Source organism: Shewanella goraebulensis (assembly GCF_030252245.1).
Classification (GTDB): domain Bacteria; phylum Pseudomonadota; class Gammaproteobacteria; order Enterobacterales; family Shewanellaceae; genus Shewanella; species Shewanella goraebulensis.
This window is the reverse complement of sequence record NZ_CP126972.1, coordinates 642,936-656,709: the sequence shown is the minus strand read 5'-3', so window position 1 is coordinate 656,709 and position 13,774 is coordinate 642,936. Positions and strand designations below refer to the sequence as shown.

Sequence of the window (13,774 nt, the reverse complement as noted above, 5' to 3'; positions counted from 1 at the left end):
GCCAATTGGCGGTGTTTTCTTTAAAGCAATTTGCTATTAGTCTTCTGCAACAACAGAAACTTTAACAACAGCTTTAACTTCAGTGTGAAGCTGAACTTCAACTTCGAAGTCACCTAAAGTGCGTAAAGCACCTAAAGGTAGACGTACTTCAGCTTTAGCAAGCTCAACGCCAGCAGCAGTAACTGCATCAGCGATGTCGCGAGTACCAACTGAACCGAATAGTTTACCTTCGTCACCAGCTTTAGAAGCGATAACAACTGCGTCTAATGCAGCAAGCTTTTCAGCTCGTGCAGCACAAACACCTAATTCAGCAGCTAATTTAGCTTCTAATTCAGCGCGACGTGCTTCGAAAACTTTAACGTTTTCGTCATTAGCAACAACAGCTTTGCCTTGTGGCAAAAGGAAGTTACGTGCGTAACCGGCTTTAACTGAAACTTGGTCACCTAGGTTTCCAAGGTTAGCGATTTTATCAAGCAGAATAACGTTCATTATCTAATTCCTCTGATTAATACTGCGATTACTGATGTAAATCAGTGTATGGCAGTAGAGAAAGATAACGAGCACGCTTAATCGCGCGAGCTAGTTGGCGTTGATATTTAGCACTAGTACCAGTGATACGGCTAGGAACAATCTTACCGCTTTCTGTTACGTAGTTTTTTAAAGTAACGATATCTTTGTAATCAATTTCTGCAACACCTTCAGAGGTGAAACGACAGAACTTGCGACGACGGAAATAACGTGCCATGTTGACAGTCTCCTAAGTTTTCAATTCGACATTTTCGGCATGCATAACCAATTTATTTTGGCCATTTCGTCCTTGCTGCATAGAGATAAACCCTTCAACTTGGACCTGCACGCCTGCTTTTAATTCTTCTGTAACGCTATTAAAACGTTGGCCACTTAATATGACTTGGATGAGGCAATAAACGTTTCTCAACATCTGGCCTTCATACCGCTGCGCTTTGTGCTCTAACGTGATTACCTTATGTGGAATCCCGCTCGGACTATCAAACCGCTTAGAACGAGTTATCGTTCCCGACAATACTAAGTGATTAACCACAGATTAATTATTCAGCAGATTCTTCAGCGCTTGCTTCAACTTCTTTTTCAGCAGCTGGTGCAGCAGTAGGAGCACGACGTGAATCACGCTCATCTTTTGCTTTAGCCATTGGAGAAGCTTCAGTAACAGCAGTTTTAGTGCGCATTACCATGTTACGCAGAACAGCGTCATTGAAACGGAAAGCTGTTTCTAACTCTTCGATAGACTCTGCAGTTGCTTCTACGTTCATAAGAACATAGTGAGCTTTATGTAGGTCTTGAATTGGGTAAGCCAATTGACGACGACCCCAATCTTCTAGACGGCTGATAGTACCGTTAGCATCAGTGATTAGACTGCTGTAACGCTCGATCATACCTGGGACTTGTTCACTTTGATCTGGGTGAACCATAAATACGATTTCATAATGACGCATTTATTGCTCCTTACGGTTAATTAGCCTCACGTGTGGCTCAGTCAGACCAAGTTGGAGGCAAGGAACGAAATTAAATGACTGATTTGAGCGCGACATAGTACATAAACACAACACCAAACTCAAGTAATACTTTACCCACAAGCTTATTAGTTATTAATCCCCTGACTCTTCATATGCCTTTTAAATTAACAGCGCAAAAATACACTATAAAAGTGAACGCCTTAAGGCTTACACCAAGGGATTTAATGATGCTTTGCTTTGCAGCAAACTCGAATACAGGTATTATGTCGCTTCATCCGTATTTCAGGCGTTCCTCATAACAATTCATAGAAAAGCGTAATGAAAAAAGTCATCATTTTTACTTCTACTTTGCTCGCCTCATCTTCTGCATGGGCATTAGTGCCACCAGACTACAAAGAGCCTCCAAGTGACTTTAATGCTGAAATTGAAGCTGGTATGCAACTCAATACCGGTAACAACCAATCGCAAAACTTCAATGGCCGTACATATTTAAAGTACGATACCGACAAAGCAGTGCAAGAGTTTACCTTTAAGGTTTACTATGCCGCTGATGATGAGTCGACAACCGCTGAAAAGTACGATGTCTATGCTCAGTCTAGTTACAAGCTTGAAAGTGGCTACATTTTCGGCCGTGGGGAATTCACTTGGGATGACTTTGGTAGTTATACCAAATTATCTACTTTATCTACTGGTTATGGTTTCGATATCATTTCTAACTACCAAACTAAGCTCAGTTTGGAAGTCGGCCCCGGTTATCGTTATGACTTACCGAAAGCGACGGACTCAGATTTAAACCCTGACGCTAACCAAGATATCATCCTACGTACAGCTGCCAAGTATTCCGTCAAGCTGCAAGAATACACTACACTAAATGCGGACTTAACCTCTGAAGTCGGTGAAGACAACAACACCCTGACATTGGATTTAAGCTACAAAAATACCTTCTTGCAAGATTGGGCATTTAAAATTGGCGTTAATGTTAAGTATACCGCCGTAGTGCCAGAGGACAGTTTTAAAACCGATACGATTACTACCTTTAATTTACTTTATACCTTCCAGTAATCAGTAGTTTTCAAACCTCATAAAACAAAAAACGGGCTCTAGGCCCGTTTTTAATATAGATAGAATATCTATTTAATATCGCATTACACTTTAGGCTTTAACCTGGCGCTGACGAACCGCTTCGAACAAACAAATACCAGTCGCAACTGATACGTTTAAACTTGAAACACTACCTGCCATTGGGATAGATACGATTGAATCGCAGCTTTCGCGGGTTAAACGGCGTAAACCTTTGTCTTCTGCGCCCATTGCTATCGCAAGTGGCCCTTTTAAGTCTGCCTGATATAGCTCACAATCAGCTTCACCCGCTGCACCAATTATCCACACACCTTTTTGCTGAATGTGACGCATAGTACGTGCAAGGTTTGTTACTTGAAACAATGGAATGCTTTCTGCAGCGCCGCAAGCAACTTTACTAACAGTTGCGGTTAATCCAACAGAGTTATCTTTTGGTACGATAATCCCTTGAACACCTGCAGCATCAGCATTACGCAAGCATGCGCCTAAATTATGAGGATCTGTCACGCCATCAAGAATAAGCAGAAACGGCTGCTCTGTTTTTTCAAGCAAGACGTCTAAATCATTTTCAGTCAGTACTTTGGCTGGTTTCACTCGTGCCACAATACCTTGATGTTGGCTACTTGCTGATTTGTCATCAAGAACTTTACGGCCTGAGCGCTGCACTGAAACGCCGTATTGGTTGGCAGTATTGATTAATGGCAATACACGTTCATCTTCACGCCCCTGTACTACCCATAACTCAATCACACGCTCAGGTGAATTTCGTAGCAAAGCTTCAACAGCATGGATGCCAAAAATGATATCTTGTTTTTTCATTTACTTATTTTCTCTTACGCTTTGCTTTAGATGGTTTGTTTGCAGCAGTTGCTGCTGAACTTTTTACTGGTTTTTTGGATGACTTACTCGTGCTCTTTTTCTTAGCACTGGTTTTTGAGCGAGGCTTTTTACTACTAGAGCCACGCTTAGCAGCTGAACGTTTTAAGCCTGAATTAGCACCGCCCTTTTCATCTTTACTATCACCACTTGATTGATTCGTATCACCAGACTTGCTTGCACCTGCTTTGGCGCCTTCAAGATTAGCTCGTTCACGAGCAGTCAAAGGCTTACGATTCGGCTTTTTACGACTATTACCGTGATCGCCCAGCATAATAAGATCTATTTGACGATCGTCCAAATTAACCGCAGCAACTTTAACGCTAACTTCGTCACCCACTTGATAAATATTCTTAGTGTTTTCACCAATCAAACGCTGACGCATCGGATCAAATTGATAGTAGTCACTGACTAGACTTGAAATGTGTACTAAGCCATCGATGTAAAGATCTTTTAATCTCACAAACAAACCAAAGCTGGTAACAGAGGCAATAACGGCTTCAAAGTCGTCACCAACATGATCTTGCATGTATTCACATTTAAGCCAGTCTGCTACATCACGAGTGGCTTCATCGGCGCGGCGCTCAGTAGTTGAACACTCTTCGCCTAACTTATCCAACTCTTCAAGGTCGTAGTGATAACCACCTTCTGGGGTCCATTTATCCTTAATATTGCCCTCTTGCGCTGCTAATAAATAGCGGATCACACGGTGCAATACCAAGTCAGGATAGCGGCGAATTGGCGATGTGAAATGCGAATACTCGGTTAATGCTAAACCAAAGTGACCATCATCTTCAGGGCTATAAACCGCTTGACGCATTGAACGCAGCAACATGATTTGAATCAGCTCAGCATCAGGTCTGTCAGCAATTTTCAGCATGACATCTTGGTAGTCTGATGGAGTCGGTTCATCACCGCCATTCATTGATAAACCACGTTCAGCTAAAAACTCTTTAAAGTTAGCTAGTTTGGTTTCTGATGGGGCTTCATGAACTCGATACAGCACTTCACCTTTATGCTTTTTAACAAATTTAGCCGAAGCTACGTTTGCTAAAATCATGCACTCTTCAATGATTTTATGGGCTTGATTACGACTTCTTGGCACAATAGCTTCAATCTTTCGCTGCTCATTAAAAATGAACTGTGTTTCAACAGTTTCAAATGCAATTGCACCACGCTCTGCTCGGCGCTCGTTCAAAGTTAAATACAAAGATTGTAAACATTGAAGATGCGGAAATAAGTTTTCATGTTCAGCAGCGATTTCGCCACCTTCAAGCATTGCTGCGACTTGGGTATAGGTAAACCGAGCATGTGAATGCATCACCGCAGGGTAAAACTTATAACCTGATAATTTACCCGCCGCTGAAATCGTCATTTCCGCCACCATACATAAACGGTCAACATGCGGGTTTAACGAACATAAGCCGTTCGAAATTTTCTCAGGCAGCATTGGGATAACTTGCGAAGGAAAGTACACCGAGTTACCTCGAGCGCGCGCTTCTTCATCTAAAGCAGAATCGGTGCGAACATAATGGCTCACATCAGCAATAGCCACCCATAAACGCCAGCCACCACTTGGTTTTGTTTCTGCATATACAGCGTCATCAAAATCTCGGGCATCTTCGCCATCAATGGTTACCAAAGGTAAGTGTCTTAAATCTACTCGGCCTTGCTTATCTGACTCGGGGACTTCATCAGGTATACGTTTAAGTTTTTTCTCAATCACTGAAGACCATTTATGCGGTAAATCGTAATTGCGAAGTGCAATTTCGATTTCCATGCCAGGTGCCATTGTTTTACCAAGCACTTCTGTCACTTTAGCGGCAGCCTTAACAAAACGGCCAGGCCTACGAGTTAACTCAACCACCACCACATCACCAGCGCGAGCGCCGTTAGCATCTTCTTTCGCAATTAATATTTCTTGGGTAATACGTCTATCGTCAGCAATGACAAAAGCCATACCCGCATCAACATGATAGCGGCCAACTAATGGGGCTACTCGTTGCTGCACTAATCTGACAATACGCGCTTCACGACGGCCACGACGATCTGAGCCCGCTTTTTGTGCTAAGACTTTGTCTCCATGAAAATACATCTGCATATCACGGTTATTGATAAATAAATCGTCACCACCTTCGTCAGATTTAAAAAATCCGAATCCGTCACGGTGACCAATCACGCTACCTGAAAGTAAATCCATCTTTTCAGGTAAGCCATAGCTATGGCCGCGGGTATAAACCAGTTGTCCATCACGTTCCATTGCACGCAAACGTCTTCTTAACGCCTCAAGATGATCTTCATCGACCATTTTTAATGCTGTTGCAATGTGTTCTCTGGTGACAGGTGATTTCTGAGCGCGTAAATACTCTAAGATATATTCACGGCTAGGGATTGGGTTTTCGTACTTGTCTTGCTCTCTCTCAAAATGAGGATCGTTGATCATTCAATTTCCAAATAATTTACTCCAATGTCGGAGTATTAGCGCTTAGTGCAGCTGCGGCTGTTGTGCTCGCGCGACAATACTTGCGGGCATCTTAGCGGCTAATTTCTGCAATAATGAAGTCGCTTTTTTCTGTGTTGCTTCATCATTAAATACGCTGTTATATAACCAATGGTAACCTAATTTGTAATCTACAGGGCTACCATAACCTTCGCCAAAAAGGCGAACTAACATTAATCGCGCTGGTACATCACCATTAGCAGCAGCAGGCATCACATACTGCACTGCACGATTCTTATCTTTGACTACCAAATTGCCGTGGTAGTAATATTCGGCCAGTTTTAGCATCGCCTCGGCGCTACCTTGCTCTGCAGCAATTTGTACTTGTTTCATGCCTCTTGATGCGTGCTGAGGCACACAAACACCATGGTTAAGCATTTCACCCCATAAAAACTGATACATGGGCTGCTTTAACACTTCAGCTCTTGCTTCGATATCTTGCACTAGCTGGCAGTCATCGGTTTTAACTTGTTGTAAATATTGATTCGTTCGGATCAATTTAAGTAACTGCTCATCATTATAAATGTCTACTGAAGCCATTTCAGCTACAGCAACATAGGGGATAAAGCACAATACTAATAAACTTAAACGCAGCATAACGATTCTCAATGACACTTTAGTTACTCAATGCATCGGCATTATAGCTCAATTCTTGAGTATTAACTGCACAAACTGCAATTAATCAACACAATAGAAAATGCTGGCATACGTATTAGATAGGAGAAAAATGACGAAGGTAACTGGAGGAAAGCAGTGAATGTTCGATTTAAATTTTCAATCTGAAAACGGTTTAACTACACAATAAAAAGGCCGCTAAGTTAGCGGCCTTAATTGTGTTAGTTAAATGGATTAACTAATACGATTGTTTCGTTTCTGTCAGGACCCGTTGAAATAACATCAACAGGAGCTTCAAGTAACTCTTCAATGCGTTTAATGTAATTTAGCGCTGCTTGTGGCAGTTGCTCAATTGACGTCGCACCGAATGTCGTCTCGCTCCAACCTGGCATAGTTTCGAAAACAGGTGTTACCTGCTCGTAACCTTCAGCCGCCAAAGGAGTGACTGTTTCAACAGTCCCATCTGGGTACTGGTAACCAACACAAATCTTAACTTCTTCTAGGCCATCTAGAACGTCAAGTTTGGTTAGACAGAAGCCGCTTACACTGTTGATTTGAACTGCACGGCGCATTGCCACAGCATCCAACCAACCTGGACGACGTTTACGACCAGTGGTAGCACCAAACTCTTGGCCTTTATGACCTAAGTAGTCACCAATCTCATTCTCAAGTTCAGTTGGGAATGGACCTGCACCTACGCGAGTGGTGTAAGCTTTCATGATACCTAACACATAATCCAAGTGACGAGGACCAAAACCAGAACCAGTAGCTACGCCACCTGCTGTAGTATTTGATGAAGTCACATATGGGTATGTACCATGGTCGATATCAAGTAATGTACCTTGAGCACCTTCAAACAAGATAGGCTCACCCGCTTTACGGGCAGTATCAAGTAATTCAGTAACATCAGTACACATGCTCTTAAGATAATCAGCAATTGCTAACGCATCTTCAAGTGTCTTTTGATAATCAACTGCTTCACAGTCATAGTATTCAGTAAGCATGAAGTTGTGATATTTCATCACTTCTTTAAGCTTAACAGCGAAAAGTTCAGCATTGAACAAATCACCTACGCGAAGACCACGACGAGAAATTTTATCTTCATAAGCTGGACCAATACCACGACCCGTTGTACCGATAGCTTGATTGCCGCGCGCTTTTTCGCGAGCTACATCAAGAGCACAATGGAAAGGTAGAATTAGAGGACATGCTTCTGAAATAAGAAGACGCTCTTCGACAGGAACACCACGCTCTTTAAGCATGTTGATCTCTTTCATCAAAGCATCGGGAGCGAGCACTACACCATTACCGATAATGCATTTCACATTGTCGCGTAAGATCCCTGATGGAATCAAATGAAGTACTGTTTTATCGCCGTCGATAACAAGAGTATGACCAGCATTGTGGCCGCCTTGGTAACGAACTACATATTTTGCCTGTTCTGTTAGAAGGTCGACAATCTTACCTTTTCCTTCGTCACCCCATTGAGTGCCGAGTACTACTACGTTTTTGCCCATCGTCTGCTGCAAGGTTGCGGTATAAAGGCGAATTTTAACAGATTTTTGGGGGTATATTGCAAGTATTTTATGCGAAAATTATTAATAGTACTACGCCCGCAGACACCAAAGATCCACCTAACCTCCTGAGAACATTCTTATTTTGCGTAGAAATATCAGCTAAATATTTTTTCCACTGCTCGGGAAATAATAACGGTCCAACACCTTCTAAAACCAAAACCAAACCAATAGCAAACATCAATACTTGAAAATTCATCATTCATCCCACAATTTTGTATTAGCTCAACAACAGAACAATGATGCCACCCAACAAAAACAACACCGTTATCATTTTGTATCATAGCTGTATTTGATAAAAAAAAGGCAATAAAAAACCCAGCATATAGCTGGGTTTTTTGAACTCTGAAAACGAATTAACGTTTTGAGAATTGTGGCTTACGACGTGCTTTACGTAGACCAACTTTCTTACGCTCAACTTTACGAGCATCACGGGTAACGAAACCAGCGCCGCGTAAAGAAGGACGTAGAGCTTCGTCTAACTGAAGCAATGCACGAGTAATACCGTGACGAATTGCACCTGCTTGGCCAGTGGTTCCACCGCCTTTAACAGTTACATAGATGTCAAGTTTGTCAGTCATTTCAACAAGCTCTAGTGGTTGACGAACAACCATACGAGCAGTTTCACGACCAAAATATACATCAAGTGGACGTTGGTTAACAACGATTTGGCCACTACCTGCTTTAGCGAATACGCGAGCAGTTGATGTTTTACGACGGCCAGTGCCGTAGTACTGAGTTGCAGACATTAGCTTACTCCCGTATTAGATATCAAGAACTTGAGGTTGTTGTGCAGCATGGTTATGTTCAGTGCCAGCGTAAACTTTAAGTTTACGGAACATAGCACGGCCCAAAGGACCTTTTGGCAACATACCTTTAACTGCTTTCTCGATAATCATTTCAGGCTTATGATCTTGCAGCTTCTCAAAAGTAATCTGCTTAATACCACCGATGAAACCTGAATGTGAGTAGTAAACTTTGCCTTTAGCTTTGTTACCAGTCACAGCAACTTTTTCAGCGTTAATAACGATGATGTAGTCGCCAGTATCAACATGAGGAGTATACTCTGGCTTATGCTTACCGCGTAAACGAGTAGCAATTTCAGTAGCGATACGACCTAAAGTCTTACCTTCGGCGTCAACGACGAACCAGTCACGTGTGACTGTTTCTGGTGTAGCAGTAAATGTAGTCTTCATTTTACAAAAACCCAATGTTTAAAATTCTGTCTCAATGCTGACTGCACATGCAATCAACACAATGACCATTTCAAAGCCCCTTCGAGCTGAAATTGGTTTAAATCGTCCACCCAAATTCGGTGGAGTAACGAGGGCAGGTGGCGGATTATAGACAAAGCTGAGTTAAAAATCACCTAATTTTTTCATTATTATAAAAAAATCACCTCTGCGGGTGATTTGTTTATTTATCGCTGATTTTAGACTCATATATAAGTACAAGTTGATTAGAAAATATTCAGCTTAATTTACCAAGCGTTATATCTACCTTATATATGTACAAGCGTTTTTTATAAGGGCGTTAAGCCCATCCTTTAAGGTAAATGCTCTAAGGTTAAATAATCATGGGACTGCATTTCAATCAACCTTGAACGACAACGCCTGAATTCAAAATTTAATAAACCATCGGTATATATATCTTCCAGCGATACTTCGGCTGAGATAATCAGTTTAACGTTACGCTCGTAAAACTCATCAACCATTGCCAGAAAACGTCTCGCAATATCATCACCTGTAGTAGAAGACCCCATTTGTTCAAGCCCGCTAACTAATACAGTGTGGTATAACCTAGCCACTTCCATATAGTCACGTTGTGAGCGCGGCCCATCGCATAGATCCCTAAAATTAGCTAACAATACCCCTTGAGATTGCTGACGAATGCCGATTTCACGCCCTTCTATCTCAATAGAGCTGGTTAATACCTCTGACTCTGGCGCTAATTGGCCAAAGTAAGTCAGTAGATTAGTATCTGCCTGTTCATCTAAAGGAAAATGATAAATCTCGGCTTGCTCAAGTGTGCGCAAACGATAATCAATGCCTGAATCGACATTTAGAATTTCACAGTTTTCATTGATTAATTTAATGGCAGGTAAAAAACGGGCTCGCTGTAGACCATTTTTATATAAATCGTCAGGGATGATGTTTGAAGTCGCGACTAAAGCAACGCCTTCTTTAAATAAGTACTGGAACAAGGTACCCAGTAACATCGCATCAGTGATATCAGAGACAAAAAACTCATCAAAACAGATAATTTTATATTGCTGTGCCATTTTCTTAGCAATACTGATTAAAGGGTCTTGAACCCCTTCCATTTCCCCGAGGTCATGATGCAGTTGATGCATAAAACGATGAAAGTGGGCACGTAATTTTTTATCTGTAGGCAGCGCATCATAAAAGGTGTCCATGAGATAGGTTTTACCGCGCCCTACTCCGCCCCACAAATACAAACCTTGCACTGTCGATGTCGATTTTTTAAAGCCTACCGCGCCAAGAAATTTGTTAAAACCAGTAGGCTGAATATCAGCAGCTATGATTTCTTCATATACACGTTGTAGTGATTTTACTGCTTGCTCTTGAGCCAAGTCGTGAGAAAAACCATCACGGGTTAAATCTTGTTGATAATGCTGCCAAGGGCTTAACTGCGACACGGATTCGACTCTCTTATACTGCTGAAAATTCGATGCAATCATAGCATGCAGCTACAATAGAGGTAACGCTTATAACCACAAAAAATTAACCTTTGTTAATAAACGCTGAACTTATTGAAACTTCATCGACTCCGAGGTTATATATTTAGTGTAAGTTTATTTGATTAATCTCATCTAAGGCGGCCGTTCAAGCGTATTGCCAGAGATATGAGTTAATTTTCAAGGAGCAAGAATTAATGAAACCAAAATTAACATTACTCTCAGCAGCTATTTTATCAGCCTCACTCTCTTTAATGCCGGCTTTATCTCAAGCAGCTATTCCCCATGCTGTTGACGGGCAAGCATTACCAAGCCTTGCACCTATGCTTGAAAGAACCACTCCTGCAGTCGTGTCAGTAGCAGTGAGTGGCACCCAAGTTTCTAAGCAACAAATCCCAGACGTATTTAAGTATTTTTTTGGTCCCAATGCACCGCAAGAGCAAGTGCAAGAGCGTCCATTTCGCGGTTTAGGATCAGGGGTGATTATTGACGCTAAAGAAGGGTATATCGTTACCAATAATCACGTCATTAATGGTGCTGACGAAATCAAGATTGGCTTACATGACGGCCGTGAAATCGAAGCCAAATTGATTGGTTCTGATCCTGAATCTGATATTGCTTTATTACAAATCGAAGCAAAAAACCTGACGGCAATTAAACAAACTAACTCAGATGATATTCGAGTGGGTGACTTTGCTGTGGCTATTGGCAACCCATTTGGCCTTGGACAAACCGTAACTTCAGGAATTGTTAGTGCACTAGGTCGCAGCGGCCTTGGCATTGAAATGCTGGAAAACTTTATTCAAACCGACGCTGCGATTAATAGTGGTAATTCTGGTGGCGCACTCGTTAATTTAAATGGTGAGCTTATAGGTATCAATACTGCAATCGTTGCTCCAAGTGGCGGTAACGTCGGGATTGGTTTTGCTATTCCTGCCAATATGGTCAATAACCTGATTAATCAAATTATTGAGCACGGTGAAGTTAAACGCGGTGTATTAGGAGTAACTGGACGTGATTTAGATAATGAACTCGCAAAGGCATTTGGTTTAGAAACCCAACACGGTGGCTTTATCAGTGAAGTCATGCCAGATAGCGCTGCAGATAAAGCAGGTATCGAAGCTGGCGACATTATTGTAAGCGTTAATGGTAAAAAGATTAAAAACTTCCAAGAGCTCAGAGCAAAAGTTGCCACGATGGGCGCTGGAGCAAAAGTTAAAATAGGCATCATCCGTGACGGTGATGAAGAGACCGCTAACGTAGTATTGGGGGAATCAACCTCTAGTAGCGGCGCAGGTGACGATGCGCTTCATCCAATGCTTGAAGGTGCGAAGCTTAACGATACCCGTAAAGGAATCGAAATTACTGACGTTGCTCAGGGTTCTCCAGCAGCAAGAAATGGACTTGAGAAAGGCGATTTAATCGTCGGTTTAAACCGCAGTAAAGTGAAAAGTCTAAAAACATTAAAAGAAGCACTTAAGAACCCACAGGGCGCTGTGGCGTTAAAGGTGTTGCGTGATAACAAACTGATGTACTTAGTACTGAGATAACACGCTAATAACCCTCTAGTTATCAAACTGTAATTAAGCATCGTGGTGTGTAGCCACGATGCTTAATTTTTTTAATCATGATAATATATTTGATTAACTTTCCTAATGTAGTCGACCCATGAATCTCAAAGACACTATTCTCTATCTAAGTAAGGCTGTGGTATTTGGTTTGGTGATGGCTGCGGCATTCTTATTCGTTAATTCAATCACTAACAACAATAGTTTCAATAATAGCCTCACTACCACTCAACATAACAACGAGTTGTCATTTGCTAGTGCTGTTAGACGAGCAGCACCTGCTGTTGTGAATATTTACAGTCTTAGTTTAGATCAAAATTCTCCACTTAACTCAAGCTCACTTCAAGGCCTTGGCTCTGGGGTTATTATGAGTAAAGAGGGCTACATTTTAACCAACTACCATGTGATCAAAAAAGCTGATGAAATTGTTATCGCTTTGCAAGATGGTAGAAAGTTTACCTCAGAAGTTGTCGGTTCAGATCAAATCACCGATTTAGCCGTACTTAAAATCGAGATTGATGGGGATAATGTCCCTATTGTACCAATAAACCTAAATAACCCAGCCCAAGTAGGTGATGTCGTGTTAGCGATTGGCAACCCATATAATTTAGGCCAAACCATTACCCAAGGCATCATTAGTGCTACAGGCCGTAATGGTTTAAGTTCAGGTTATCTCGACTTTTTACAAACCGATGCTGCTATTAATGCGGGTAACTCAGGCGGCGCCTTAATTGATACAGGTGGAGAGCTTATTGGTATTAATACCGCAGCTTTCCAAATTGGTGCTGAAGGTGGTGGTCACGGAATTAACTTTGCCATTCCAATCAAACTTGCCCATAGCATTATGGGTAAATTAATTACTAATGGCCGCGTTATCCGCGGTGCCCTAGGTATTTCGGGTGAGCCGCTCAGCCCTGTTATGGCGCAGATCTTAAACCTGCCCGATCTTAAAGGTGTGTTAGTCACAGGAGTTGATCCTAATGGTCCAGCTTCTAAAGCGACACTGCGCCCTCGAGATGTAATTATTCAATATGCTGAAGAAAGCGTACCTGGCGTTGAAATGTTGATGGATAGAATCGCTGAAACGACTCCTGGTAACAAAGTAAATATCACTATTATTCGTGAAGGTAAACCCATTGAACTTCCGGTAGTTATCGGCGAAAAGCTACCAGAAAATATCTAAATAGAGGCGACTTCACTCAAGAATGAAGTCGCTGTAAACTACCTTAAGCAAGAGCCTAAACCTATTATCACTCTATTAGCGACAAGCTGAATGAATCAAATCGTACTTACCCAACCTTATCTCCTAAAGCTAAACCTTCACTTCTAAGCTAATAAACTAAAACCTCGACCACATGATGTAACCATCA

At 41.8% G+C, this 13,774-nt stretch carries 15 protein-coding genes; 3 read left to right on the top strand and 12 right to left on the bottom strand.

Translation table 11 applies throughout. The features are described 5' to 3' along the window. Positions 1-36: 36 nt before the first annotated feature. The 4 genes from rplI to rpsF are packed head-to-tail and all read right to left on the bottom strand — an operon-like array spanning position 37 to position 1,472. Positions 37-489 carry a 50S ribosomal protein L9 gene (gene rplI, locus QPX86_RS02785; RefSeq protein ID WP_220752128.1) on the bottom strand — a complete coding sequence of 151 codons (453 nt, stop codon included), beginning with the start codon at positions 487-489 and terminating at the stop codon, positions 37-39. Positions 490-517: 28 nt separating this feature from the next. Beyond that, complete coding sequence (rpsR, locus tag QPX86_RS02780; protein WP_055023454.1) at positions 518-745, bottom strand: 30S ribosomal protein S18; 228 nt, start codon at positions 743-745, stop codon at positions 518-520. A 12-nt stretch (positions 746-757) separates the two neighbouring features. Continuing rightward, positions 758-1,060, bottom strand: coding sequence for a primosomal replication protein N (gene priB / locus QPX86_RS02775; protein WP_102528004.1), 303 nt, complete (start codon positions 1,058-1,060; stop codon positions 758-760). A gap of 7 nt (positions 1,061-1,067) precedes the next feature. Further along, entirely contained in the window at positions 1,068-1,472 is a 405-nt protein-coding gene (gene rpsF, locus QPX86_RS02770) for a 30S ribosomal protein S6 (protein WP_220752126.1), read from the bottom strand. 339 nt (positions 1,473-1,811) lie between these two features. Here rpsF and QPX86_RS02765 point away from each other — a divergent pair, with 339 nt between their 5' ends. Then, complete coding sequence (locus QPX86_RS02765) at positions 1,812-2,555, top strand: DUF481 domain-containing protein (RefSeq protein ID WP_220752124.1); 744 nt, start codon at positions 1,812-1,814, stop codon at positions 2,553-2,555. Between the two features lie 90 nt (positions 2,556-2,645). Here the strand turns inward: QPX86_RS02765 and rlmB are convergent, their stop codons facing one another. The 8 genes from rlmB to zapE form a co-directional block, all read right to left on the bottom strand. Then, positions 2,646-3,392 carry a 23S rRNA (guanosine(2251)-2'-O)-methyltransferase RlmB gene (gene rlmB, locus QPX86_RS02760; RefSeq protein WP_220752122.1) on the bottom strand — a complete coding sequence of 249 codons (747 nt, stop codon included), beginning with the start codon at positions 3,390-3,392 and terminating at the stop codon, positions 2,646-2,648. Positions 3,393-3,396: 4 nt separating this feature from the next. Further along, complete coding sequence (gene rnr, locus QPX86_RS02755; RefSeq protein WP_285164060.1) at positions 3,397-5,892, bottom strand: ribonuclease R; 2,496 nt, start codon at positions 5,890-5,892, stop codon at positions 3,397-3,399. Between the two features lie 42 nt (positions 5,893-5,934). After that, the gene (locus QPX86_RS02750) at positions 5,935-6,546 is read right to left on the bottom strand and encodes a tetratricopeptide repeat protein (protein ID WP_220752118.1); all 612 of its coding nucleotides are present in this window, start codon (positions 6,544-6,546) and stop codon (positions 5,935-5,937) included. A 239-nt stretch (positions 6,547-6,785) separates the two neighbouring features. Beyond that, complete coding sequence (locus QPX86_RS02745) at positions 6,786-8,081, bottom strand: adenylosuccinate synthase (protein WP_220752116.1); 1,296 nt, start codon at positions 8,079-8,081, stop codon at positions 6,786-6,788. Positions 8,082-8,148: 67 nt separating this feature from the next. After that, a complete protein-coding gene (locus QPX86_RS02740) occupies positions 8,149-8,337 on the bottom strand; it encodes a DUF2065 domain-containing protein (protein ID WP_220752114.1) in 189 nt (62 codons plus the stop codon). A gap of 157 nt (positions 8,338-8,494) precedes the next feature. Further along, entirely contained in the window at positions 8,495-8,887 is a 393-nt protein-coding gene (gene rpsI / locus QPX86_RS02735) for a 30S ribosomal protein S9 (protein ID WP_102528011.1), read from the bottom strand. A gap of 15 nt (positions 8,888-8,902) precedes the next feature. Continuing rightward, a complete protein-coding gene (gene rplM / locus QPX86_RS02730; RefSeq protein ID WP_055023464.1) occupies positions 8,903-9,334 on the bottom strand; it encodes a 50S ribosomal protein L13 in 432 nt (143 codons plus the stop codon). Between the two features lie 350 nt (positions 9,335-9,684). After that, entirely contained in the window at positions 9,685-10,797 is a 1,113-nt protein-coding gene (zapE, locus tag QPX86_RS02725) for a cell division protein ZapE (protein ID WP_220752113.1), read from the bottom strand. Positions 10,798-11,033: 236 nt separating this feature from the next. On the opposite strand from zapE, the gene QPX86_RS02720 reads away from it, so the two are divergent. Next, positions 11,034-12,386: a DegQ family serine endoprotease gene (locus QPX86_RS02720; protein WP_220752111.1), complete on the top strand. Its 1,353-nt coding sequence runs from the start codon at positions 11,034-11,036 to the stop codon at positions 12,384-12,386. 118 nt (positions 12,387-12,504) lie between these two features. Continuing rightward, positions 12,505-13,587 carry an outer membrane-stress sensor serine endopeptidase DegS gene (gene degS / locus QPX86_RS02715; protein ID WP_220752110.1) on the top strand — a complete coding sequence of 361 codons (1,083 nt, stop codon included), beginning with the start codon at positions 12,505-12,507 and terminating at the stop codon, positions 13,585-13,587. Positions 13,588-13,774 lie beyond the last annotated feature (187 nt).